Source organism: Amycolatopsis sp. MEPSY49 (genome assembly GCF_051337345.1).
In the GTDB taxonomy this organism is placed as follows: Bacteria; Actinomycetota; Actinomycetes; order Mycobacteriales; family Pseudonocardiaceae; genus Amycolatopsis.
The window spans coordinates 369205-390392 of the sequence record NZ_JBDLYJ010000006.1; the positions used below are offsets into that span (position 1 = coordinate 369205).

The following is a 21188-nucleotide window of genomic DNA, read 5'->3' on the forward strand; positions in this document are numbered from 1 at the left end:
GATCAGCGCATGTCGTCTTCGCGCGGCGCGCGCTCGTCCGGTTTCGCGCGGGCGTCGAACGTGCCGAGGTCGTTGCCGACCCAGCGCCCGTCGTCGATCCGCGCCCGCCGGCCGCGCGGGGTGATGAAGCCGCGCTTCACGCCGCGCTTGCGGTCCGACCGGTCCAGGACCAGCGCGATGACGAGCACCACGGCGAGCACAGCGCCGATCCCGATGAAGAACCCCATGTGAGACCCCCTCCCGCTCCCAGGCTACGGGAGCGGAAGGGGGTGTCACAGCCGCTTATTCAGCGACCCAGAACGCGTAGTCGGCCGAGTAGCGCACCGCGGTCTGCGTGCCGTCCGAGCAGGTTCCCGCCGGGGCGGCGCCGCCGCGGGTGTTCAGCCGCTGGATGTAGGTCACCTTGCCGAAGATCCCGTCGCCGGTGTTGAGGTTGGCCTTGAGCAGCAGCTGCGGGATCGCGTCCGGCTGCGGGGAGTTGGCCACCGCCGCCGCGCCGACCGTGCTGCCGTCCACGACGGACGTCCACACCGGACCCTTGCTGTGCAGGGCCACCGGCTTGCCGTGCCGGGTGAGCACCGCGGCGGGCTGGATCAGCGTCCACGCGCCGGCCGTGCACCCGTAGATCTGCACGCCTTCGGCGGGGAACGAAGCCAGCGCCCGGTTCCCGGCCGGGACCTTGATCGCGTCCGGCACCCTCGGGGCCGCCGGGGTCGCCGAAGCCGTCGCCGCGCCGCCCACCAGCAGGGCGCCGACCGCGAGCGCCACCGTCATCCGCTTCATGAAGTCCACCTTCGATGTCCTCCCGCCGCTTCTCGGCGGGCTCCCGCAGATCGACACGGGCGCCCGCCGGAAACGGTTCAGAAGGATCAGGCGGCGGGCACTTCCGCTTCCGCTTCGCCGGCGGCTTCGGCCTCGGCCGCCTTCGGGTCCGGCGTCCGGTGGCGCAAGGCCAGCAACCCGCCCACGACCAGCGTGATCACCACGCCCAGCAGCGTGTACCAGGGGTAAGCCAGCGCGACCTTGTCCCCGGCCGCCTTGCTGAAGTCGATGCCGATCAGGCCGCCCGTCTTCGCGCTGAACTTCACCCCGAGGATGACGAACGCCATCACCACGACCGTCGCGACGAACGCGATGATCGCGTCCACCTGCCGGGCCTTCTTGATCAGCAGGCCGAGCAGGAACGACCCGAGCAGCGCGCCGTAGGTGTAGCCGGTGATCGCCAGACCCAGCTCGATGACCGAGTTCTTCGTGGTGGAGAACAGCGACGCGAACACCGCGAACACGACCGCCCAGATCAGCGTCCACATGCGACCGTGCTGCAGCAGCTTCGAATCCTCGGGCGAGCGCTTGGTGAAGCGCTGGTAGAGGTCGGCCACCGTGGACGTCGAAAGCGCGTTGAGCGCCGAGGCCAGCGCACCCATGGTCGACGCGAGGACCCCCGCGATGAGCAGGCCCGACACGCCGACCGGCAGGTCGTCGATGATGAACCGCGAGAACACGTCGTCCGGGCTCTGCAGACCGAGCTGCGCGACCGACTTGCGGCCGTTGAACACCCACAGCATCGCCCCGACCAGCAGGAACAGCGCGAACTGGATGGTGACGATGATGCCGCTGCCGATGAGCGCCTTCTGGCCGTCGCGCAGGCTGCGCGTGGCCATCAGCCGCTGCGCGATCAGCTGGTCGGCACCGTGCGAGGCCATCGACAGCGCCGCGCCGCCGAGCACCGCCGTGACGAAGGCGTACGGGCTGGTCAGCAGGTTCTTCGTGAAGTCGACGAGCATGAACTTGCCGTCCGCCGACGCCTGCGAAGCCCAGTCGGCGGGCAGCTTGTTGAGCAGCACGATCGCGGCCACCGCCGCGCCGCCCAGGTAGAGCGACAGCTGGATGACGTCGACCCAGACGACCGCCTTGATCCCGCCGATGTAGGCGTAGATCAGCGTCAGCGCGGTCAGGATCACCACGATCACCCAGTAGTCGAGGTGGATGTCGTAGTGCCCGAGGATCACCTTGATCGGGATCGCGCCGGCGAACAGGCGCACGCCCTCGGCGAGCAGCCGCGTGATCACGAACGTCACCGACGCCGTGCCCTGCAGCCCCGAACCGAAACGCTTGCCCAGGAACGCGTACGCGCTCACGAGGTTGCCCTTGAAGTACCGCGGCAGCAGCACGAACGCGGCGACCGTCCGGCCGATGATGTAGCCGAAAGCCAGCTGCAGGAACAGGAACGCGTTGCCGAAGACGAGGCCCGGCGTGCTGATCACGGTCAGCGTCGAGGTCTCCGTGGCCACCACGGACAGCATCACCGCGCCCCACGGGAGGCTGCGCTCGCCGACGAAGTAGTCGGCCGCCGACCGTTGCTTGCGGCCGACGAGCACGCCTATCAGCGGCATCGCCGCCAGGTAGACCACGATGATCGCGAGGTCAACACCGCGCATGGACTTCTCCTACATTCATCCGTTCTTCTCCGCGACTCGCAACCGCGTCACGGTGCCCCCCAGCGGGGCGGGAAGGATCAGGGGCCCGGCGCCCGGGACGAGCGCGCCGAGCAGGCGCGGCCCGCGCGCGCCGGTCGCCGACGGCACGCTACCGGGTACGCCGCACCAGGTGAGCCAGCCCAGCAGGGCGGTCAGGTACGCCTCCTTGCCCGCGCCGGGCAGGCCGAGGTCGTCGCTGGTCTTGAGCACCGCGGCGGGGAGGTTCCGCGCCAGCGCCGTCATCAACGCCGGGTTCGCGACCCCTCCGCCGGAGGCGACGACCGTCGTGACGCCGTGGCGCAGGCACTCGCCGGCGACGGTCACCGCGGTGAACTCCGTCAGCGTCGCCAGCAGGTCGCCGGGCTCCACCGGCGGCAGCCCGGCGAGGGCGGCGTCGAGGTAGGGCGCGTTGAAGTGCTCCTTGCCGGTGGACTTCGGCGGCGCGGCGGCGAAGTACGGGTCGGCGAGCAGCCGGACGAGCAGGTCGGAGCGCACCGAGCCGCCGAACGCGAGCCGTCCGTCGACGTCGCTGCGTTGCCCGCTGACGCGGTACGCGGCGACGTCGAGCAGGGCGTTGGCGGGTCCGGTGTCGTAGGCGATCGCCGCCTCGTCCCCGGCGACGACGGTGATGTTCGCGATCCCGCCGAGGTTGAGCGCGGCGACCGGGTGGCCGGTGTCCCGGGCCAGGCCGCGCAGCCACAGCTGGTCGAGCGTGCTCGCCAGGGGAGCGCCGTGGCCGCCCGCGGCGACGTCGCGGGTCCGCAGGTCGGCGACCACCGGCAGCCCGGTGCGCTCGGCGATCCAGGCGGGCTGGCCCAGCTGCAGCGTGCCGCGGACGTGGCCGTCCTCGACCCAGTGGAACACCGTCTGGCCCAGCGACGCGACGAGGTCGGCGCTGCCGCCGGCCAGCTCTTCGGCGCCGCGGGCGGCGGCGTCGGCGAACGCCTGCCCGACGCCGGTGTCGAGCCGCGTCAGCTCGCCGGCGGTGCACGGGTTCGGCGGCAGCGCGGCCAGGAGGGCCTCGCGCAGCGATTCCGGGTAGGGGAGGTCGAGCTCGCCCAGCGGCGTCAGGACCACGGTGTCGTCCTCGGCGTGCAGGTCGGCCGCGGCCACGTCGATGCCGTCGACCGACGTGCCTGAAAGCAGGCCGATCACCCTGAAGCCGTGCGTCCCCATCCGGAGGGGTTTAGTGCAGGCACGGCGTGTGACGCAACCCACGTGGTGAAGTCTTGGCCCAATCGGGATCAACGTCGTTACGAATTGCCTGTGCGGACGGGGTGTCCGGGCCGGTGCGGTGCGGATGAAAGGATGGGCGGGTGTCGAGCACCTGGTTCCTGTTCGTAGTCGTCGCCGTCGTCGTGCTGGTCGCCATCCTGGTGACCGGCCTGCTGGTCGCGCGCAAGCGCCGGATCAGCCTGGACGCGAAGCGCGAGGTCGAGGAGAAACCGAAGGGCGGCTCCTACGCGGCGAGCGGGGGCATCGCGCTCGCGCCCGGAGGCACGGAGGTCGAGCACCCCGTCGAAGACCGGCCGGAGACCGACGGCCAGCCCGCGGTCGGCGACGACGCCGCCGTACCGCGTGATTCGCCGCAGCGCACGGTCCGCGACGTCAAGCTGCCCGAAGCGCCTTCAGAGGCGCCGGCCGCTCCCGTTGCCGAGGAGATCGAGCCGGCGACGGGCCGCATGGAGCGGCTGCGCGGCCGGCTGTCGAAGTCGCGTTCGGTGTTCGGCACGAGCCTGCTCGGCCTGCTCGGTGCGGGTGACCTCGACGAGGACTCCTGGCAGGACGTCGAAGACACGCTGCTGATGGCCGACCTGGGCGCGGCCACGACGACCCAGATCGTCGACCGCCTGCGCGACGAGCTGTCCCGGCGCGCGATCCGCTCGTCGGCCGAGGCGCGCGAGGTGCTGCACGAGGTCCTGACGGCGCAGCTGTCGACCGACAGCGAGCGCGCGGTGCGGGCGCTGCCGCACATCGTCGACGGCAAGAAGCAGCCGGCGGTGGTCCTGGTGGCGGGCGTGAACGGCACGGGCAAGACGACGACCACGGGCAAGCTGGCCCGCGTCCTGGTGGCCCAGGACAAGACGGTGGTGCTGGGCGCGGCGGACACGTTCCGCGCGGCGGCGGCCGACCAGCTCCAGACGTGGGCCGAGCGCGTGGGCGCGGAGGTCGTCCGCGGCAAGGAGGGCGCGGACCCGGCGGCGGTGGCGTTCGACGCGGTCAAGCGCGGCGTGGACACGGGCGTCGACGCGGTCCTGGTCGACACGGCGGGCCGCCTGCACACGAAGACGGGCCTGATGGACGAGCTGGGCAAGGTCAAGCGCGTCGTGGAGAAGCAGGCGAAGGTCGACGAGGTGCTGCTGGTCCTGGACGCGACGACGGGCCAGAACGGGCTGATGCAGGCCCGGGTGTTCGCCGAGGTGATCGACGTGACGGGCATCGTCCTGACGAAGCTGGACGGCACCGCCAAGGGCGGCATCGTGTTCCAGGTCCAGAAGGAGCTGGGCGTGCCGGTGAAGCTCGTCGGGCTCGGCGAGGGGCCGGACGACCTGGCGCCGTTCGAGCCGGGCGCGTTCGTGGACGCCTTGCTGGGCTAGAGCCGGAACAGCGGCGTCCCGTCCGGCTTCCGCAGCCCCAGTTGCATGATCACCGGCGCCGACGGGCGGCCGGCCGGGATCAGGCACGGAGACGTCCCGCGGGGCGTCACCGTCAGCCGGGACCAGCCGATGCCCTGCAGGGTGCGGCGGGCCGGGTCGACCACCATCGCCGCCCCGAAGTAGCGGCCGCCGGGCACGGTGATGCGGGCCGTGTGCCCCAGGACGAGCGAGAACGCCGTGCCGGTGCGGCTGCCCTCCTCCTGCAGCGTGAGCACCACCGGCGTGCGGACCTTCGCCGCCGAGTGGTGCCGGACGGTGATCTCGACCGTGCCCGCGGCCGTCTGGGGCGGGTGCGGCCACTTCGGCGGTGACGGCGAGCCGTCGAGGGCGCGCTCGACGAGCCGGTCGACGAGGTTCGAAGCGGCGAGCCAGCTGAGCTGCGGCTGCATCGGCGGTCCCTCCGGCGGAAATCCAGGTGACGGGCGGCGCGCGTCGGCGCAGAATCCCGGTATGCCCGGTTGACGCACGTCCGCTCGTGCCCCTCCTCGTGTCAGACGCCCGGAAGCCGTCGTCCGCTACACGAGGAAGGAACCATCATGACTGTCATCACCGGCGATCGGGTAGTCCTGCGCCCCATCGCCGCCGGGGACCGCGCCCGCGTGCGCGAGATCCTCGGCACTCCGGAGGTCGCCCGCTGGTGGGGCGACCCGGACACCGAGACCGAAGGCGTGTACACCGTCGAGGACGGTTTCGCCTGCTACGTCATCGAAAGCGACGGCGTGGTCGTCGGGCTGATCCAGAGCTGCGAGGAACTGGACCCGCAGTACCGCCACGCGGGCATCGACATCGGGGTGCACCCGGAGTTCCACGGCCGCGGCTTCGGCACGGACGCGTTGCGTGCCCTGGCTCGCCACTTGTTCGACCAGGGACACCACCGCTTGACCATCGACCCGGCGGCCGCCAACGAGGCGGCGATCCGGGTGTACACGAAGGTGGGATTCCGCCCGGTGGGCGTGATGCGCAACTACGAGCGAGCGCCGGACGGCACCTGGCACGACGGCCTGCTGATGGACCTGCTGGAGGGGGAGCTGGCCTAAACCGTCACCGCCGACTGAGAAAGGCTCGCGCCCAGTGCGTCGGCCACCCGCTGCACCGCCGGGGCGATGTGCGCCACCGCCTCGGCGGTCAGCCGGCCCGACGGGCCCGACACCGAAACCGCTGCCGGGACCGGTGCGCCCGGTACCGCCACCGCCACGCACCGGACCCCCAGCTCCTGCTCGGCCTCGTCCAGCGCGTACCCCTGCGAAGCGATCCGCGAAAGCTCGACCGCCAGCGCGTCCGGGTCCGTGAACGTGTGCTCGGTGTACGCGGGCATGCCCGTCCGCGAAAGCAACGCCCGCACTTCCGATGCGGGCAGGTGGGCCAGCATCGCCTTCCCCACCCCGGTGCCGTGTGGCAGCAGCCGCCGGCCGACCTCGGTGAACATCCGCATCGAGTGCTTCGAGGGCACCTGGGACACGTACACGACTTCGTCGCGCTCCAGGACCGCCAGGTTCGCCGTCTCGCCGACCTCCTCGACCAGCTCCGCCAGCAACGGCCGCGCCCACGCGCCGAACTGCATGCTCGCGTTCTCGCCGAGCCGGATCAGGCGCGCGCCCAGCGCGTAGCGGCGGTTGGTGTTCTGCCGGACGTACCCGAGGTCGACCAGGGTGCGGATGAGCCGGTGGATCGTCGGCATCGGCAGCCCGGACAGGGTCGCCAGCTCGGACAGGCTGGCTTCGCCGCCGGTGTCCGCGAGGTGTTCCAGCAGCTCGAAGGCGCGCTGCAGGGACTGGACGCCGCCGTCGCGCCCGTTCTTCTCCGCTGCCACCGGTGGCCCTCCTTACGTCGGCGTTGAGGTTCCGCTATGCAGAAACTATAGTCCGGCTGGTAGAAAACCGTAGGGCCGTTATCCAAGATTCCGAACCTTCGAGGTGTTTCCCCATGTCTTCTGAAGTCCAGGTGCTGGGCGAGCCGGTCGAGCGCGGCGACGAGATCCTCACCACGGAGGCGCTCGACTTCCTCGCCGGCCTGCACGACGCCTTCGCCGCCCGCCGCGACGAGCTGCTCCAGGCGCGGAGCAAGCGGCGCGAGGAGGCCCGGACCACCGGCAGGCTCGACTTCCTGCCGGAGACCAAGGAGATCCGCGAGGGCGACTGGCAGGTCGCCGGCGCCCCGCCGGCGCTGCGGGACCGCCGCGTCGAGATCACCGGGCCGACCAGCCGCAAGATGACCATCAACGCGCTCAACTCCGGCGCGAAGGTCTGGCTCGCCGACCTCGAGGACGCCAACACGCCGCACTGGGCGAACGTCGTGTCCGGCCAGGTCAACCTGTACGACGCGGTCCGCGAGACGATCACGCTGGAGAGCGGCGGCAAGAGCTACGCGCTGAAGGACGACGTCGAGCACGCCACCATCGTGGTCCGCCCGCGCGGCTGGCACCTGCCCGAGCGCGGCCTGTCCTTCGGCGGCCGCGAGGCCGTCGGCGCGCTCGTCGACTTCGGCCTGTACTTCTTCCACAACGCAGCGGAGCTGCTGAAGCGCGGCAAGGGTCCGTACTTCTACCTGCCGAAGATGGAGAGCCACCTCGAAGCGCGGCTCTGGAACGACGTCTTCACCCACGCGGAGAAGACGCTCGGCATCGAGCACGGCACCGTCCGCGCGACCGTGCTGATCGAGACCATCCCGGCCGCGTTCGAGATGGAGGAGATCCTCTACGAGCTGCGCGAGCACGCCTCGGGCCTCAACGCCGGCCGCTGGGACTACCTGTTCAGCGTGATCAAGTACTTCCGCGACGCGGGCGAGAAGTTCGTGCTGCCGGACCGCAACTCGGTCACCATGACCGCGCCGTTCATGCGCGCCTACACCGAGCTGCTCGTGCGCACGTGCCACAAGCGCGGCGCGTTCGCGATCGGCGGCATGGCCGCGTTCATCCCGAGCAAGGACCCCGAGGTCAACAAGGGTGCCTTCGAGAAGGTGCACGCGGACAAGTCGCGCGAGGCCGGTGACGGCTTCGACGGCTCCTGGGTCGCGCACCCGGGCATGGTCGAGCTCTGCAAGGAGGAGTTCGACAAGGTCCTCGGCGACCGGCCGAACCAGCTCGAGCGCACCCGCGACGAGGTCAGCGTCACCGCCGACCAGCTGCTCGACGTCGCTTCGACGCCGGGCGGCGCGACGGCGGCCGGCCTGCGCGCCGCGGTCGACGTCGGCGTCCGCTACATCGCGTCCTGGCTGGGCGGCAACGGGGCGGCGGCCATCCACAACCTGATGGAAGACGCGGCCACGGCGGAGATCTCGCGGTCGCAGATCTGGCAGTGGGTCAAGAACGGGACCACGCTGGACACCGGCGACGTCGTGACGAAGGAACTGGTGCGCGGAGTGCTGGCGGACGTCCGCGGCGAGCTGGCCCGGGAGATCCCGGCCGACCGGCTGCTGCCGGCGATCGAGCTGTTCGAGCAGGTCGCGCTGGCCGACGAGTTCCCGGACTTCTTGACGCTGCCCGCGTACGAGCGGATCAAGTAGTGCGTCTTCCCGACGACGTCTACGACGCCGCCGACGCGCGCTTGGCCGAGGCCGACGCGCGCGTCGCGGCGTCGTACCCGGGGGAGCGGCCGGGACGGCAGCCGGTGCACACCGTGTACGTCCCGGCTTCGCGGTACAAGACGCGCCTGGTCGCCGACTGGGGCAAGCAGGCGATGCGCGTGTTCATCGAGCACGGCGACCTCCTCGGCGTCGACGCGGACGTGTACGAACGCGTCCGCGCGAAGCTACTGACCGAGCCGATCGAGGACCTCCGCATCGACTTCGAGGACGGCTACGGCCGCGTCGCCGACGACGTCGAAGACGCGGCGGCGCGGGCGGCCGGCCAGACGTTGGCGACGACCGGCGGGACACCGTTCTCGGGCATCCGCTTCAAGAGCTTCGAAGCGGCGACGCGCCGGCGCGGGATCCGCACGCTGGACCTGTTCTTGGGATCCCTGCTGGAAAACGGGCCGCTGCCGACGGGGTTCGTCGTGACGCTCCCGAAGGTGACGGCGATCGAGCAGGTGTCGGTGGCCGCGGAAGTGTTGTCGCGGCTGGAATCCGCGTACGAGCTCGCCGAGGGAACGCTGCGGTTCGAGGTCCAGATCGAGACATCCCAGTCCATTGTGGACCTCGACGGGACGCTGTCGGTACCGCGGATCGTGCGGGCGGCGTCGGGCCGGTGCTCGGGGCTGCACTACGGGACGTACGACTACAGCGCCGGACTGGGCATCGCGGCGGCGTACCAGAGCATGGAGCACCCGGCGGCGGACCTGGCGAAGGGCCTGATGCAGGTCTCGGCGGCGGGCACGGGCGTCCGGCTGTCGGACGGATCGACGAACCGCCTCCCGATCGGCGACGCGCTGCCGTCGGCGTGGGCGGAGCACCTGCGGCTGGTCCGCCGGTCGCTGGAGCGCGGGTTCTACCAGGGCTGGGACCTGCACCCGCACCAGCTGCCGACGCGTTTCGCGGCGACGTACACGTTTTACCGCGAGGGGTTCCCGGCGGCGGTGGAGCGGCTGCGGGCGTATGCGGACAAGCAGGCCGGGGGAGTGCTGGACGAACCGGCGACCGCGCAGGCCTTGGCGGTGTACCTGCTGCGCGGGCTGGACTGCGGCGCGCTGGACGAGGGCGAGTTGTCGTTCGGGCGGCCGGAGCTGGAGAAGTACGCCCGCCGGGAGAGCTGAGGGAGCACTCCGCCGGAGTGCTCCCTCGCGCTACTCACGAGCCGGCCGGCGGAAGACCACGAAGGCCAGCACGCCGAGCTGACCCGCGATCGCCCCGCCCGCCGCCCACGCCGGAAGCCCCGCCGGGGCCGCCGTCAACGTCAACGCCGGGCCCAGAGCGGCTCCGAGCACGACCCCCACCTCCCGGATGGTGCCGAGCAATCGACGGGTCTGGCCGGGTGGCACCGCCACTTCGGCGTTCACCGCGGACGTCTCGATCCGGAGGTGGGCGAACCGGCTGGGGACGTCGTCCCGCGCCGGCTCGGGTCCTTGAGGTGCGGGCACGCCCGCGCGCTCGATTTCGGCACTCATGCTGTGCCCGTTCCTTCCCGGCCTGTCCGGCGAGCCGGACCAGGACCACGTCGGGTCGCGGCCGGTGCCGCGACCGGCTACCGATCGGCATCCCCCCGGGCGCCCACCGGCCGCCGGCCCGTTCGCATGAAACGGGCTCCGTCGCTGCTTCCGACTGTAGAGCGCCCGGCGGTCGCGCGCAATAGCGATTCGCTGCGAAAAGTGTGTGCTTTCGGTGGTGAATCTGCCATGATGAGGTGGTGAGCGAAGACAGCCCAGTAGGCCGGGTCAACGTCGCGCTGGTCGCCGAGGCGGTCGACGCGCTGGCGAGACTCCAGGACCGCACCGGCCTGAAGAAGGTCGACCTCGTCAACCGCGCCCTCCAGGTCTACGAGTTCATCGACGCGGAACTCAAAGCGGGCAAGCAAGTCCTGCTCCGCGACGAAGACGGCCACGACCAGCTGGTCAAGATCTTCCTGTAGGTCACCTTCGCGGCTGCCCGCCCGTCGGGAAGGCATGCACACCGCACTCACCCTCACCGCGATCGTCCTCAACGCCGCGATCGGCGTCGCCGACCTGGCCAAGGCCAAGTTCGTCCTCGCCACATCGCAGGCCGTCGACGTCCCGCCGACCTGGCTCCCCATGCTGGGCACCCTCAAGCTCGCCGGCGCGGCCGGCCTCACCCTCGGCCTGGCCGGAATCAAACCGATGGGCACAGCCGCGGCGATCGGCTTGATCCTCTTCTACCTCGGCGCGATCATCGCCCACGTCCGAGCGCGCAAGTTCGCCACCGGCGCCGCCCCGCTGCTCTTCCTCGGCCTCGCGGTCGCGACGCTCTAACGCAGCCGCGGCAGGGCGTCCCGCGCGAAGTGGCTCAAGATCCGCAGATCCTCCGCGAACCGCTCCCGGTGCTCCGGCGGCAACGGCTTGAAGAAGAACTGCTCGATGTTCTCCACGTGCACCCGGCTGGCCCGCACCGTCGTCTCCTCGCCCAGCGACGTCAACCGCACCAGCTGGACGCGGCGGTCGTCGGGCGAAACCGTGCGCGTCACCAAGCCCAGCGCCGACATCCGGTCGACCAGCCGGGTGGCGCCGCCGGTGGTCAGGACCTGCTCCTGGGCGATCGACCGCATCGTCAGCCCGGCCGGACCCGCGCGGCCGACGATCAGCAGCACCTCGTACATCAGGTGCGTGATCCCGCATTCCCGCTCCAGCGCGCGCCCGAGCAGGTACTCGAGCCGGTTCGCCGCGCCCTGCAGCCGCCCGAACGCGACCACCCGCGGGTCGTGGCCGGCCTGCTGTGCCGACGTGATCTCCACTTCACTCCTCCATGCGCAACGCGAGGTAGACGTCGAGCTGGTCGGTGAACTCCGTCAGGTCCGCCCCGAGCAGCTCGCCCGCCCGGCCGATGCGGTAGCGCAACGTGTTGACGTGGACGTGCAGCGCCTTCGCCGCCCGCGTCGGCGAGCCCGAGCACTCCAGGAACACCCGCACCGTGTGCACCAGGTCCGTGTGCTGCTCGGCGTCGTAGTCCAGCAGCGGCCCGAGCACCCGGCGCCGCAACGCCGCGCGCAGCCCGTCGGGCGTCCCGGCCAGCAGCAGCCGGTGCGCCTCGACCTCGCTCGCCTGGACGGCCACGACCCGTCCCGCCCGCCCGGCCGCCACGTCCAGCGCGAACCGCGCCGTCGCGGAAGCCTCGGCCCGCGGGGCGGAATCGCCCACCCCGCAGAGGATCCGGGACGCTCGCAGCAACGGCTCCACAGTGGACAGCTCGGCCGCGCCCGGCCACCGCGCGACAGCGGCGTACGAAGTGTCCCCAGTGGACTCGAGCAGCAGTCCGTCCGGGAGCAGTTCCCGCAGGACGTCCCGGCTTTCGTCGCTTCCTTCGGTCCGCAACGCGACGACGTGCGCCTCAGCGGGCACCTCGACGTCGGGCGGAACCGACCGCGCCCGCGTGACGCCCACGAGCCCGGCCAGTTCGTCGGCCAGCTCCGCCTGCGCGGTGCTCAGCGACCCGCCGACGGCGACCAGCCACGGCACGGCGTGGCGCCCCTCGACCGGCACCACCGTCAGCGACCCGGCTTCCTTCGCCGCGTACCGCCGCACGACGTCGGGCGCCGGCACCGGCAGCGGTGACGTCCCCGCGACGACCCGGCCGAGCCCCGACAGCACCCAGCAGGGCAGGCCGAACTCCGCGGACGCGCGCTCCAGCAGCGTCTCGACCGGGGCGTCCGCGGCGGCCTGCAAACGTTTGCGCGCGCTCTCGGACGCGGCGGCGAGCGCCAGCACCACCTGCTCGGTGATCACCGAGAACGACAGGTCGGCGGGCACCTCCAGCAGCGGGATCCGGTGCCGCTCGCAGGCCTCGACGACGTCGCCGGGGATGCCGCCCGAGTCGGCGCCGGACGCCGCCAGCGCCGCCGCCCCCGAGCGCGCCAGCGCGGCCACGAACGGCTCGGCGTCACCCGGGCGCCGCCACCAGAGCAGGCCGGAAAGCACCAGCTCACCGGCCGACAGGTACCGTCCGGGGTCGGGCAGCTCCGTGACGTAGATGCGCGTCACCGGGCGGTCGAGCAGCTCGGCCCCGGCTCGCGGGCGCAGCCGCAGACCGGGGAGGCCCAGCAGAGTTTTCACGGTCGTCATCAGGCTTGTAGGAAAGCACAACCGCACCGGGTTTCGCTCCTGTGCGTTTCATGCGCCGTGCCGTTGCCGCCCCGGGCCCGTTCGGCGTCTACTGGTCTATCGCCCTCGAGAAGGAGCAACCGTGGAGTTCCTGCGTCCCGCGACGCTCGCCGAGGCTCTGGCCGCCAAGGCCGAGCGGCCCGGCGCCGTGCCGATCGCCGGCGGCACCGACGTCATGGTCGAGCTGAACTTCGACCACCGGCGCCCGGAAGCCCTGCTCGACCTCACCCGGGTCGGCGAGCTGGCGGGCTGGTCCACATCGGACGGCACGATCCGCCTCGGCGCCGGCGTCCCGTACACCCGCGTGATCGCCGAACTGGGTGAATCCGTCCCGGCGCTGGCGATGGCGTCGCGCACGGTCGGGTCGCCGCAGATCCGCAACCGGGGCACGGTCGGCGGCAACCTCGGTGCCGCGTCGCCCGCCGGTGACACCCACCCGGTGCTGCTCGCCCTCGACGCGCGGATCGAGGTGGCCTCCGTCCGGGGGAGCCGGCTCCTCCGCGCGGAGGAGTTCTACGTCGGGGTGAAACGCCACGCCCTCGAGCCGGACGAGCTGATCACCGCCGTCCACCTGCCCGCGCACGCCGGGCCGCAGCAGTTCGCCAAGGTCGGGACGCGCAACGCGATGGTCATCGCGGTCTGCTCGTTCGCCCTCGCCCTGCGCGACGGCCAGGTCGGCGCGGCGATCGGGTCCGCCGCCCCGACCCCGCGCCACGCCCGCGAAGCCGAGGAGTTCCTGACCGCCGAACTGCCGTGGGGCTCGTCCGACGCGTTGCCCGACTCGCTGAAGCGCCGCTTCGGCGACCTGGTGGCCGAAGCGACTTCGCCGATCGACGACGTCCGGGGCAGCGCCGCGTATCGGAAGCACGCGCTCGGGGTACTAGCGCGGCGTACGTTGACTTGGGCCTGGGACGAACACCGGACGGGGGAGCGCGCATGCGCTTGAATGTGACGATCAACGGCGAGAAACGCGAGGCGGACGACGTGTGGGAGGGCGAGAGCCTCCTGTACGTCCTGCGCGAGCGGCTCGGCCTGCCGGGCTCGAAGAACGCCTGTGAGCAGGGCGAATGCGGCTCCTGCACGGTCTACCTCGACGACGTCCCGGTGTGCGCCTGCCTGGTCGCGGCCGGGCAGGCCGAGGGCCGCGTGGTCCGCACGGTCGAGGGCCTGGCCGACGGCGACACCCTCGACCCGGTCCAGCAGTCCTTTGTGGACGCGGGCGCGGTGCAGTGCGGCTTCTGCACCCCCGGCCTGGTCGTCGCCGCGCACGACCTGCTGAACCGCGTCCCCGATCCGTCCGACGAGGAGATCCGCGAGGCGCTGGCGGGCAACCTCTGCCGCTGCACCGGCTACGAAAAGATCCTCGACGCGGTGCGGGCCGTCGCCAAGGGAGGTGTCGCGTGAGGACGCTCATCGCGAACGCGGCGATCGCGACGGTCACCGGTGAGGAGTACGCGAGCGGCCACGTCGTGGTCGAGAACGACCGGATCGCCGAAGTCGGCGAAGGCGTCTACACCGGCGAGTTCGACGAGCGCGTCGAGGCCGAAGGCTGCCTGGTCACGCCGGGCCTGATCAACACCCACCACCACCTCTACCAGTGGGCGACCCGCGGCATGGCCGCCGACCACACGCTCTTCGAGTGGCTGGTGGCGCTGTACCCGGTCTGGGGCCGCCTCGACGACGAGATCACGCACGCCGCGGGCACGGCCGGGATGGCGCGGCTCGCGCTGACCGGCTGCACCACCGTCGCCGACCATCACTACGTCTTCCCGCGCGACGGCGGCGACCAGGTCGCGGCGCTGGCCGCGGCCCGCCAGCGGATCGGCGTCCGGCTGCACGTCGTGCGCGGGTCGATGGACCGCGGCGAGTCCGACGGCGGCCTGCCGCCGGACAACCTCGTCGAGCCGACCGAGGACGCGCTGACCGGCACCGAAGCGGCGATCGACCGCTTCCACGACCCCTCGCCCGAGGCGCACCTGCAGATCGCCGCGGGCCCGTGCTCGCCGTTTTCGGTCACCGAGCGGCTGATGTCCGGCGCGGCCGAGCTGGCTCGCCGCAAGGGCGTCCGCCTGCACACGCACCTCGCCGAGACCCTCGACGAGGAGAAGCAGTGCCTCGCCGAAGTCGGGTGCACGCCCGCCGAGTACGCCGACAAGCTCGGCTGGCTCGCCGACGACGTCTGGCTCGCCCACACCATCCACCTCGCGCCCGAGGCGATCCGCCGCTTCGGCGCGACCGGCACGGGCTCGGCGCACTGCCCGACGTCCAACGGCCGGATCGGCGCCGGCATCGCCCCGGTCCGCGACCTGCTCGACGCCGGAGTCCCGGTCGGTCTCGGGGCCGACGGCGCCGCGTCCAACGAATCCGGCGGCCTCGGCGAAGAGCTGCACCAGGCGTTGCTCCAGGCGCGCCAGCGCGGTGGGCCCCGCGGGCTGACGACGCGGGAAGCGCTGTGGATGGGCACGATGGGCGGCGCCCGCTGCCTCGGCCGCGCGGACGACCTGGGCTCGATCGCACCGGGGAAGCTCGCCGACCTGGCCGTCTGGGACCTCACCGGGCTGAACTACGCGGGCATCACCGACCCGGTCGCGGCGCTGGTGCTCGGCACCACCCCGCCGCTGCGGCGGCTGTTCGTCGGCGGCAAGGCCGTCGTCGAGGACGGCACGCTGCGCGAAGCCGACGAGTCCGAGATCGCCCGTGAGCTGTCGGCCGCGAGCGCCCGGTTGAGGGAGGGCAGATGACCACCACTTCCGTCACCACGCAGACCGCGAACGGCGTCGGCGCGTCACCGCGCCGCCCCGACGGCACGGTGAAGGTGCGCGGCGAGTTCGCCTACTCCTCGGACCTGTGGCACGAGGACATGGTGTGGGGCGTGACGCTGCGCAGCCCGCACCCGTACGCGCGGATCACCGGCATCGACATCGCCGAAGCCCTGGCGGTGCCGGGCGTCTACGCGGTGCTGACGCACGAGGACGTCCCCGGCGTGAACCGGTACGGGCTCGAGCACGCCGACCAGCCGGTGCTCGCGTCCGACGTCGTCCGCTACCAGGGGGAACCGGTCGCGCTCGTCGCCGCCGACCACCCGGAGACCGCGCGCCGGGCGATGAAGCGGATCGTCGTTTCGTACGAAGAGCTCTCACCGGTGACGGACTCCGAAGCGGCCGTCGCGGGCGAAGGGCCTTCGCTGCACGACGGCGGCAACGTCGTCCGGCACGTGAAGATCCGCCGCGGTCCGCAAGATCTCGCCGCCGACGTCGTCGTCTCGGGCGTCTACGAGGTCGGCATGCAGGACCAGGCGTTCCTCGGCCCCGAGTCCGGGCTCGCGGTGCCGGACACCGAAGGCGGCGTCGACCTGTACGTCGCGACGCAGTGGCTGCACGTCGACCAGCAGCAGATCGTCGCCGCTTTGGGATTGCCGGTCGAGAAGGTGCGGCTGACGCTCGGCGGTGTCGGCGGCGCGTTCGGCGGCCGCGAGGACCTGTCGATGCAGGTCCACGCGTGTCTCCTCGCGCTGCACACCGGCAAGCCGGTGAAGATGGTCTACAACCGCGAAGAGTCCTTCTACGGCCACGTCCACCGCCACCCGGCGAAGATGTACTACGAGCACGGCGCCACCCGCGACGGGCGTCTCGTGTACGTGCGTACGCGCCTGTACCTCGACGGCGGCGCGTACGCGTCCTCGACGGGCGCAGTGGTCGCGAACGCCGCCACGCTCGGCGTCGGCCCGTACAAAGTGGACAGTGTATCGGTGGACTGCTGGGGCACGTACACGAACAACCCGCCGTGCGGCGCGATGCGCGGCTTCGGCGCGGTGCAGGCGGCGTTCGGGTACGAGTCGCAGATGGACAAGCTCGCTCTCGCGTGTGGGCTGGACCCGGTCGAGATCCGCGTCCGCAACGCCATCAGCGAAGGCGATCTGATGCCGACCGGCCAGGTGGTCGACTCTTCCGCGCCCGTCGCGGAATTGCTGACCCGCGTCCGGGAGATGCCGCTGCCGCCGGACCGGCCGTTCGACCTGCGGCACATGCCGGGCGGGGTGTCCAACACGACGCACGGCGAAGGCGTCGTCCGCGGGGTCGGGTACGCCGTCGGGATCAAGAACGTCTGCTTCTCCGAAGGCTTCGACGACTACTCGACGGCCCGCGTGCGCCTGCAGCTGGTCGGGGGCGAACCGGCCGCGACCGTGCACACCGCGGCCTGCGAGGTCGGCCAGGGCCTGGTGACGATCATGCAGCAGATCGTGCGGACCGAGCTGGGCGTCGACCAGGTGACGGTGCTGCCGATGGACACCTCGATCGGCAACGGCGGCTCGACGTCGGCGTCGCGCCAGACCTACGTCACCGGCGGCGCGGTCCAGGCCGCGTGCGTCGCGGTGCGGGCGCGGCTGCTGTCCCGGTTCGACCGGCGGGTGCGCGTGGTCGGCGGCAAGCTCGTAGCGGCCGACGGCCAGGTGCTCGCGGACCTGGTGGACGTCCTCGGCGACGACGTCCACGACGAAACCGTGGAATGGCGGCACCGGCCGACTTCTGCGCTGGATCCGGAGACCGGGCAGGGCACCGCGCACGTGCAGTACGCGTTCGCCGCGCACCGGGCGGTCGTCGACGTCGACACGGAACTGGGCCTGGTCAAGGTGGTCGCGCTGGACTGCGCGCAGGACGTCGGCAAGGCGCTGAACCCCCAGGCCGTGGTGGGCCAGATCCAGGGCGGTTCGGCGCAGGGGCTCGGGCTCGCGGTGATGGAGGAGATCCAGACCTCCGGCGGGAAGATCCGGAACCCCTCCTTCACCGACTACCTGATCCCGACGGTCCTGGACATGCCGCCGATGAGCATCGACGTCCTGGAGCGCCCGGACCCGCACGCGCCGTACGGCCTGCGCGGGGTCGGCGAGCCGCCGACGATCTCGTCGACCCCGGCGATCGTGGCCGCGATCCGGGCCGCGACCGGGCTCGCGCTCACCCGCGTCCCGGTCCGGCCGGAGCACCTGACCGCTACTTGAGCTGCCAGTTCTGGTTGGCGTCGTCGTTGCAGCCCCAGAGTTCGAGCTGGACGCCGTTGACGTTGCCGGCGGGCTTGTCGCCGCCGGTGACGTCGACGCACAGCCCGGCCTGGGTGATCGAACCGTCCGGGTTGAGCTTGAACTTCTGGTTCGCGCCGCCGTGACAGGTCCAGACGATGAGCTTCGTCCCGGCGGTGGAGCTGCCGCCGTCGGCGTCGAGGCAGAGGCCGTTCGCCTTCAGCTCGCCCGCGCTGGTGAACGTCCAAGACTGGTTGGGGCCGCCGTCGCAGTCCCAGATGTCGACCTTGGTGCCGGGCGTGGTGAGGTTTCCGTTGATGTCGATGCAGCGGGACGACGACGCGCCCTGGAGTGCTTGCGCGGTGCTGCTGCCGCTCGCGTTCGCCTTGACGCGGTAGACGACGGTGCCGTGCGACGGGACGTCCGCGCTGATCGCGCCGGTGCTCGTGGTCTGCTCCTTGGACCACAGGTTGGTCAGCCGGTAGGTCGACGCGGCGGGCAGCCCGGCCGCGGCGGCGGTCGTCGAGACGGTCTTCGTGGTGCCGTTCTCGTTGAACAGCACGACAGCGACGTCGCCGTTCTGCAGCGGCTTCTTGAGCACGTCCAGGCCGTTCGCCGAGGCGATGCGCGTCGCCTGCTTGCCGAGCGGGTCCTGGTCGACGGCGATGACGTCGGCGTTGAGGTAGGTGGAGAAGGTGGCGACGCTGGCGGAGCGCAGGTCGGCGCCGGCGATCAGCGGCGCGGCCATCGCGGCCCAGAGCGTGAAGTGGGCGCGGTCCTCCTGGAAGTCCATGCCGTCGCCGACTTCGAGCATGTCGGGGTCGTTCCAGGCGCCGGGCTTCGCGGCCGAGGCGAGGCCGACGTTCTGGCGGTAGATCGAGTCGATGCTGCCCCAGTTGTTGGTGATGTCACCGGTGGTGCGCCACAGGTTGCCGACGTCCGGCGCCCACGTCGCGGGGCTGAAGTTCCCCCATTCGCAGATGCTGTAGGCGATCGGGCGGCCGGTGGCCTTGAGCGCGTCGCGCATCGCGGAGTAGCGGCGGATGTAGTCCTGCTGCGTTTCGCCGGCGGGGCTGCCGCAGTTGTCGTACTTGAGGTAGTCGACGCCCCAGCTCGCGAAGAGGTTCGCGTCGGCCTGCTCGTGGCCGAGGCTCCCGGGGTAGTGCTGGCAGGTTTCGGAGCCGGCGCTCTCGTAGATGCCGAACTTCATGCCGCGGGCGTGGATGTAGTCGCCGAGGGCCTTCAGGCCACTGGGAAACTTGGCGGAGTCGGCGACGAGGTTGCCGTTGCCGTCCCGCGTCCTGGTCATCCAGCAGTCGTCGAGGTTGACGTAGGTGTAGCCGCGGTCGCGCATCCCGGAGCTGACCATGAGGTCGGTGGTCTGCTTGACGAGCGTTTCGTTGATGTCGCACTCGAAGGTGTTCCAGGTGTTCCACCCCATCGGGGGCGTGCGGAGAAGCCCGTTTTCGAGGGCGTGCGCGGGCGGGCTGCTGAGTGCGGCGCCCGCGAGGACGGCGGCAAGGACGGCGAAGACTCGGCGCATGGCGGCTCCAACCGGACGGCGTTGTCTGGACCACTGCTCGCAGCATCGGTGTCGAGTCCTGCGCGGTCAAGAGCCATTTTGAGTATTCGTGTTGGATTCCCGACTAAAGTTGTGGGTTCTCGTCGAGTAGCCGTCGGGCGACGTCCACGGTGGCCGCCCCCGCGACGGCCATGGCCTCGGTGTCCCGCAGCGAGCGGCAGAGGACGAAGGCGCCTTCGAGGTTGTTGACGGCGGTGATGGTGAGGGTCCGCGCTGCTTCGGTGCTGAGGCCGAACCGGGCGAACTTCTCGGTGCCGGCCTCGATCCAGGCGGTGAAGACCTCGGCGGTGGCCTGCCGCAGCGGTTCGTTGGTGGAGGCGACCTCCAGGGCAACGGTCGCGATCGGGCAGCCTTCGACATAGTCGGTGGCTTCGAGGGTCGCGATCCCGGCGGCGAAGAAGGCTTCGATCCCGCTGATCAGGTCGGGAGCGGGCGCGATGAAGAGGTCGAAGAGCTCGATGTAGGCGAGCCCGGAGGTCCGGATGACTTCCGTGCCGAGCTGCTCCTTGCCGCCGGGGAAGAAGTGGTAGAGCGAGCCGAAGGGGGCGTTCGCTTCCGAGACGATCTGCTTCAGCCCGGTGCCGGTGTAGCCGTTGCGCCGGAACAGCTCCGCGCCGGCGGCCATGATGCGTTCTTTGGTCCCTGCCACGGGATCGAGGATACGCGCTCGTTAGAGCGTTCTACCGAATCGCCGCCTCCCTCGGCTCGTGCTTCCGTACCGGCTTGTCCACAGCCTGGTCGTGATGTGGACAAGCCGGCGTCCACCCCGGCTTTTCGCGGGTTTCGTCGGTGGTCCCCGATACACTGGATGCGGGGCCGGTCCCCCGGAGAGGGCGGGGGCTGCGTTGGGGGCGGCGGGCCTGCTTCCGGCACCCGTTAGTGGATGTCCCAGGCCGGGCCGGGGTCCTCGGCGTCGTCGCGCAGGATCGTTCCCTCGATCAGGCCGTACGGCCGGTCCGCCGCGTAGAACACCTCGTTGTCGTTCTTCAGCCCGAACGGGCTCAGGTCCACCAGGAAGTGGTGCTTGTTCGGCAGCGACAGCCGGACTTCCGCCACTTCCGGCCGCGCCTCCAGCACCGCCTCGCCCATCGCGTACAACGTCTGCTGCAGCGAAAGGCTGTGCTTCGTCGCGAACGTCTCCAGCATCAGCCGCCGGATCTCGCGGTGGCTTTCCGCCCAGTCGATGTCCTCGCCCTGGTATCGCCACCGCGCCGTCACGGCGGTCGCGAGGATGCGGTCGTCGGTCTCGGCGAGCGTCGTGTACTGGTCGCGCGGGAAGCCGTGGAACTCCGAACCCGTGGACTTCAGCAGCGTCAAGCCGTCGATGCCGGACACGACCCACGCGCGGCCGTCGTGAACCGTCACCGCCGTCGTGCGCCGTTCGTCGCCCGAACGGCTGAACGCGTGGTCGTGCGGCTCGCCGCCGACGGGAATCCGGTCCCAGCCGTGCTCGTCGATCTTGATCCGCGCGCCCGTGATGTTGCCCTGCGTGCCGGTGAAGTGCCGCGCCAGGCGCAGGCCGAAGTCCTCGATCTCGCCGACCGGCGCCTCCTTCGCGAAGGCGTACACGGTGTTCTTCTGCGTGTCGGTCGCGAGCACGCCGGCGTTGTCACCGGTGAGGTGCGTCGCGGCGAGCTCGCCCCGCAGCGACGTCGACACGGTGAGGTCCTTGAGGTGGTGCACGGGGCCGTCGCGGCGCACCGTCACCAGGCGGACCTCCGCCTTGCCGTACTGGTTGGGGCCCAGGGTGATGGCCAC

The 21188-nt window shown here is 71.4% G+C and carries 22 protein-coding genes; 10 read left to right on the forward strand and 12 right to left on the reverse strand.

Going from position 1 to position 21188, the window contains the following annotated elements; translation table 11 throughout:
- Positions 1 to 2 precede the first annotated feature (2 nt).
- The 4 genes from ABFJ78_RS27825 to ABFJ78_RS27840 form a co-directional block, all read right to left on the reverse strand.
- Positions 3 to 227 (reverse strand): hypothetical protein, encoded by a 225-nt coding sequence (locus ABFJ78_RS27825; protein WP_436389550.1) that lies wholly within the window; start codon positions 225 to 227, stop codon positions 3 to 5.
- Positions 228 to 282: 55 nt separating this feature from the next.
- Positions 283 to 783, reverse strand: coding sequence for a DUF3455 domain-containing protein (locus ABFJ78_RS27830; protein WP_436389551.1), 501 nt, complete (start codon positions 781 to 783; stop codon positions 283 to 285).
- An 86-nt stretch (positions 784 to 869) separates the two neighbouring features.
- Positions 870 to 2438 (reverse strand): sodium:solute symporter, encoded by a 1569-nt coding sequence (locus ABFJ78_RS27835; RefSeq protein WP_436389552.1) that lies wholly within the window; start codon positions 2436 to 2438, stop codon positions 870 to 872.
- A 15-nt stretch (positions 2439 to 2453) separates the two neighbouring features.
- Positions 2454 to 3653, reverse strand: a complete 1200-nt coding sequence (locus tag ABFJ78_RS27840) for an anhydro-N-acetylmuramic acid kinase (RefSeq protein WP_436389553.1) — start codon at positions 3651 to 3653, stop codon at positions 2454 to 2456.
- 140 nt (positions 3654 to 3793) lie between these two features.
- Between ABFJ78_RS27840 and ftsY the strand changes: the two genes are divergently transcribed.
- A complete protein-coding gene (gene ftsY, locus ABFJ78_RS27845; protein WP_436389554.1) occupies positions 3794 to 5074 on the forward strand; it encodes a signal recognition particle-docking protein FtsY in 1281 nt (426 codons plus the stop codon).
- Here ftsY and ABFJ78_RS27850 read toward each other — a convergent pair.
- Entirely contained in the window at positions 5071 to 5523 is a 453-nt protein-coding gene (locus ABFJ78_RS27850; RefSeq protein ID WP_436389555.1) for a hypothetical protein, read from the reverse strand. The genes ftsY and ABFJ78_RS27850 overlap by 4 nt on opposite strands.
- 147 nt (positions 5524 to 5670) lie before the next feature.
- On the opposite strand from ABFJ78_RS27850, the gene ABFJ78_RS27855 reads away from it, so the two are divergent.
- Positions 5671 to 6171 carry a GNAT family N-acetyltransferase gene (locus tag ABFJ78_RS27855; protein WP_436389556.1) on the forward strand — a complete coding sequence of 167 codons (501 nt, stop codon included), beginning with the start codon at positions 5671 to 5673 and terminating at the stop codon, positions 6169 to 6171.
- On the opposite strand, the gene ABFJ78_RS27860 is transcribed toward ABFJ78_RS27855, so the two are convergent.
- Positions 6168 to 6944: an IclR family transcriptional regulator gene (locus ABFJ78_RS27860; RefSeq protein WP_436389557.1), complete on the reverse strand. Its 777-nt coding sequence runs from the start codon at positions 6942 to 6944 to the stop codon at positions 6168 to 6170. The genes ABFJ78_RS27855 and ABFJ78_RS27860 overlap by 4 nt on opposite strands.
- A gap of 113 nt (positions 6945 to 7057) precedes the next feature.
- Here ABFJ78_RS27860 and aceB point away from each other — a divergent pair, with 113 nt between their 5' ends.
- Both aceB and ABFJ78_RS27870 read left to right on the forward strand, forming a co-directional pair.
- Positions 7058 to 8635 (forward strand): malate synthase A, encoded by a 1578-nt coding sequence (aceB, locus tag ABFJ78_RS27865; RefSeq protein WP_436389558.1) that lies wholly within the window; start codon positions 7058 to 7060, stop codon positions 8633 to 8635.
- On the forward strand, positions 8635 to 9822 hold the full coding sequence (locus ABFJ78_RS27870; RefSeq protein ID WP_436389559.1) for a DUF6986 family protein: 1188 nt from the start codon (positions 8635 to 8637) through the stop codon (positions 9820 to 9822). Before aceB ends, ABFJ78_RS27870 begins: the two co-directional genes overlap by 1 nt.
- A gap of 30 nt (positions 9823 to 9852) precedes the next feature.
- Here ABFJ78_RS27870 and ABFJ78_RS27875 read toward each other — a convergent pair whose 3' ends face one another.
- Positions 9853 to 10173, reverse strand: a complete 321-nt coding sequence (locus ABFJ78_RS27875; protein ID WP_436389560.1) for a hypothetical protein — start codon at positions 10171 to 10173, stop codon at positions 9853 to 9855.
- Positions 10174 to 10412: 239 nt separating this feature from the next.
- Here ABFJ78_RS27875 and ABFJ78_RS27880 point away from each other — a divergent pair, with 239 nt between their 5' ends.
- Positions 10413 to 10634, forward strand: a complete 222-nt coding sequence (locus tag ABFJ78_RS27880) for a hypothetical protein (RefSeq protein WP_436389561.1) — start codon at positions 10413 to 10415, stop codon at positions 10632 to 10634.
- A 34-nt stretch (positions 10635 to 10668) separates the two neighbouring features.
- Positions 10669 to 10992, forward strand: coding sequence for a DoxX family protein (locus ABFJ78_RS27885; RefSeq protein ID WP_436389562.1), 324 nt, complete (start codon positions 10669 to 10671; stop codon positions 10990 to 10992).
- Here ABFJ78_RS27885 and ABFJ78_RS27890 read toward each other — a convergent pair.
- Both ABFJ78_RS27890 and ABFJ78_RS27895 read right to left on the reverse strand, forming a co-directional pair.
- On the reverse strand, positions 10989 to 11471 hold the full coding sequence (locus ABFJ78_RS27890; protein ID WP_436389563.1) for a MarR family winged helix-turn-helix transcriptional regulator: 483 nt from the start codon (positions 11469 to 11471) through the stop codon (positions 10989 to 10991). The genes ABFJ78_RS27885 and ABFJ78_RS27890 overlap by 4 nt on opposite strands.
- A gap of 1 nt (position 11472) precedes the next feature.
- Complete coding sequence (locus ABFJ78_RS27895; protein ID WP_436389564.1) at positions 11473 to 12795, reverse strand: PucR family transcriptional regulator; 1323 nt, start codon at positions 12793 to 12795, stop codon at positions 11473 to 11475.
- 121 nt (positions 12796 to 12916) lie between these two features.
- Here ABFJ78_RS27895 and ABFJ78_RS27900 point away from each other — a divergent pair, with 121 nt between their 5' ends.
- From ABFJ78_RS27900 to pucD, 4 genes are read left to right on the forward strand one after another with little or no spacing between them, the layout of a single operon-like run.
- Complete coding sequence (locus ABFJ78_RS27900; RefSeq protein WP_436389565.1) at positions 12917 to 13780, forward strand: FAD binding domain-containing protein; 864 nt, start codon at positions 12917 to 12919, stop codon at positions 13778 to 13780.
- Positions 13771 to 14238 carry a (2Fe-2S)-binding protein gene (locus ABFJ78_RS27905; protein WP_086679939.1) on the forward strand — a complete coding sequence of 156 codons (468 nt, stop codon included), beginning with the start codon at positions 13771 to 13773 and terminating at the stop codon, positions 14236 to 14238. The genes ABFJ78_RS27900 and ABFJ78_RS27905 overlap by 10 nt, the downstream gene beginning before the upstream one ends.
- Positions 14235 to 15575 (forward strand): 8-oxoguanine deaminase, encoded by a 1341-nt coding sequence (locus ABFJ78_RS27910; RefSeq protein WP_436389566.1) that lies wholly within the window; start codon positions 14235 to 14237, stop codon positions 15573 to 15575. Before ABFJ78_RS27905 ends, ABFJ78_RS27910 begins: the two co-directional genes overlap by 4 nt.
- The gene (pucD, locus tag ABFJ78_RS27915) at positions 15572 to 17830 is read left to right on the forward strand and encodes a xanthine dehydrogenase subunit D (protein ID WP_436389567.1); all 2259 of its coding nucleotides are present in this window, start codon (positions 15572 to 15574) and stop codon (positions 17828 to 17830) included. The genes ABFJ78_RS27910 and pucD overlap by 4 nt, the downstream gene beginning before the upstream one ends.
- Here pucD and ABFJ78_RS27920 read toward each other — a convergent pair.
- From ABFJ78_RS27920 to pucL, 3 genes are all read right to left on the reverse strand, one after another.
- A complete protein-coding gene (locus ABFJ78_RS27920) occupies positions 17823 to 19391 on the reverse strand; it encodes a glycoside hydrolase family 27 protein (RefSeq protein WP_436389568.1) in 1569 nt (522 codons plus the stop codon). The two genes, pucD and ABFJ78_RS27920, sit on opposite strands and share 8 nt — an antisense overlap.
- A 103-nt stretch (positions 19392 to 19494) precedes the next feature.
- The gene (locus ABFJ78_RS27925) at positions 19495 to 20079 is read right to left on the reverse strand and encodes a TetR/AcrR family transcriptional regulator (RefSeq protein WP_436389569.1); all 585 of its coding nucleotides are present in this window, start codon (positions 20077 to 20079) and stop codon (positions 19495 to 19497) included.
- A 227-nt stretch (positions 20080 to 20306) separates the two neighbouring features.
- Positions 20307 to 21188, reverse strand: a complete 882-nt coding sequence (gene pucL / locus ABFJ78_RS27930; protein WP_436389570.1) for a factor-independent urate hydroxylase — start codon at positions 21186 to 21188, stop codon at positions 20307 to 20309.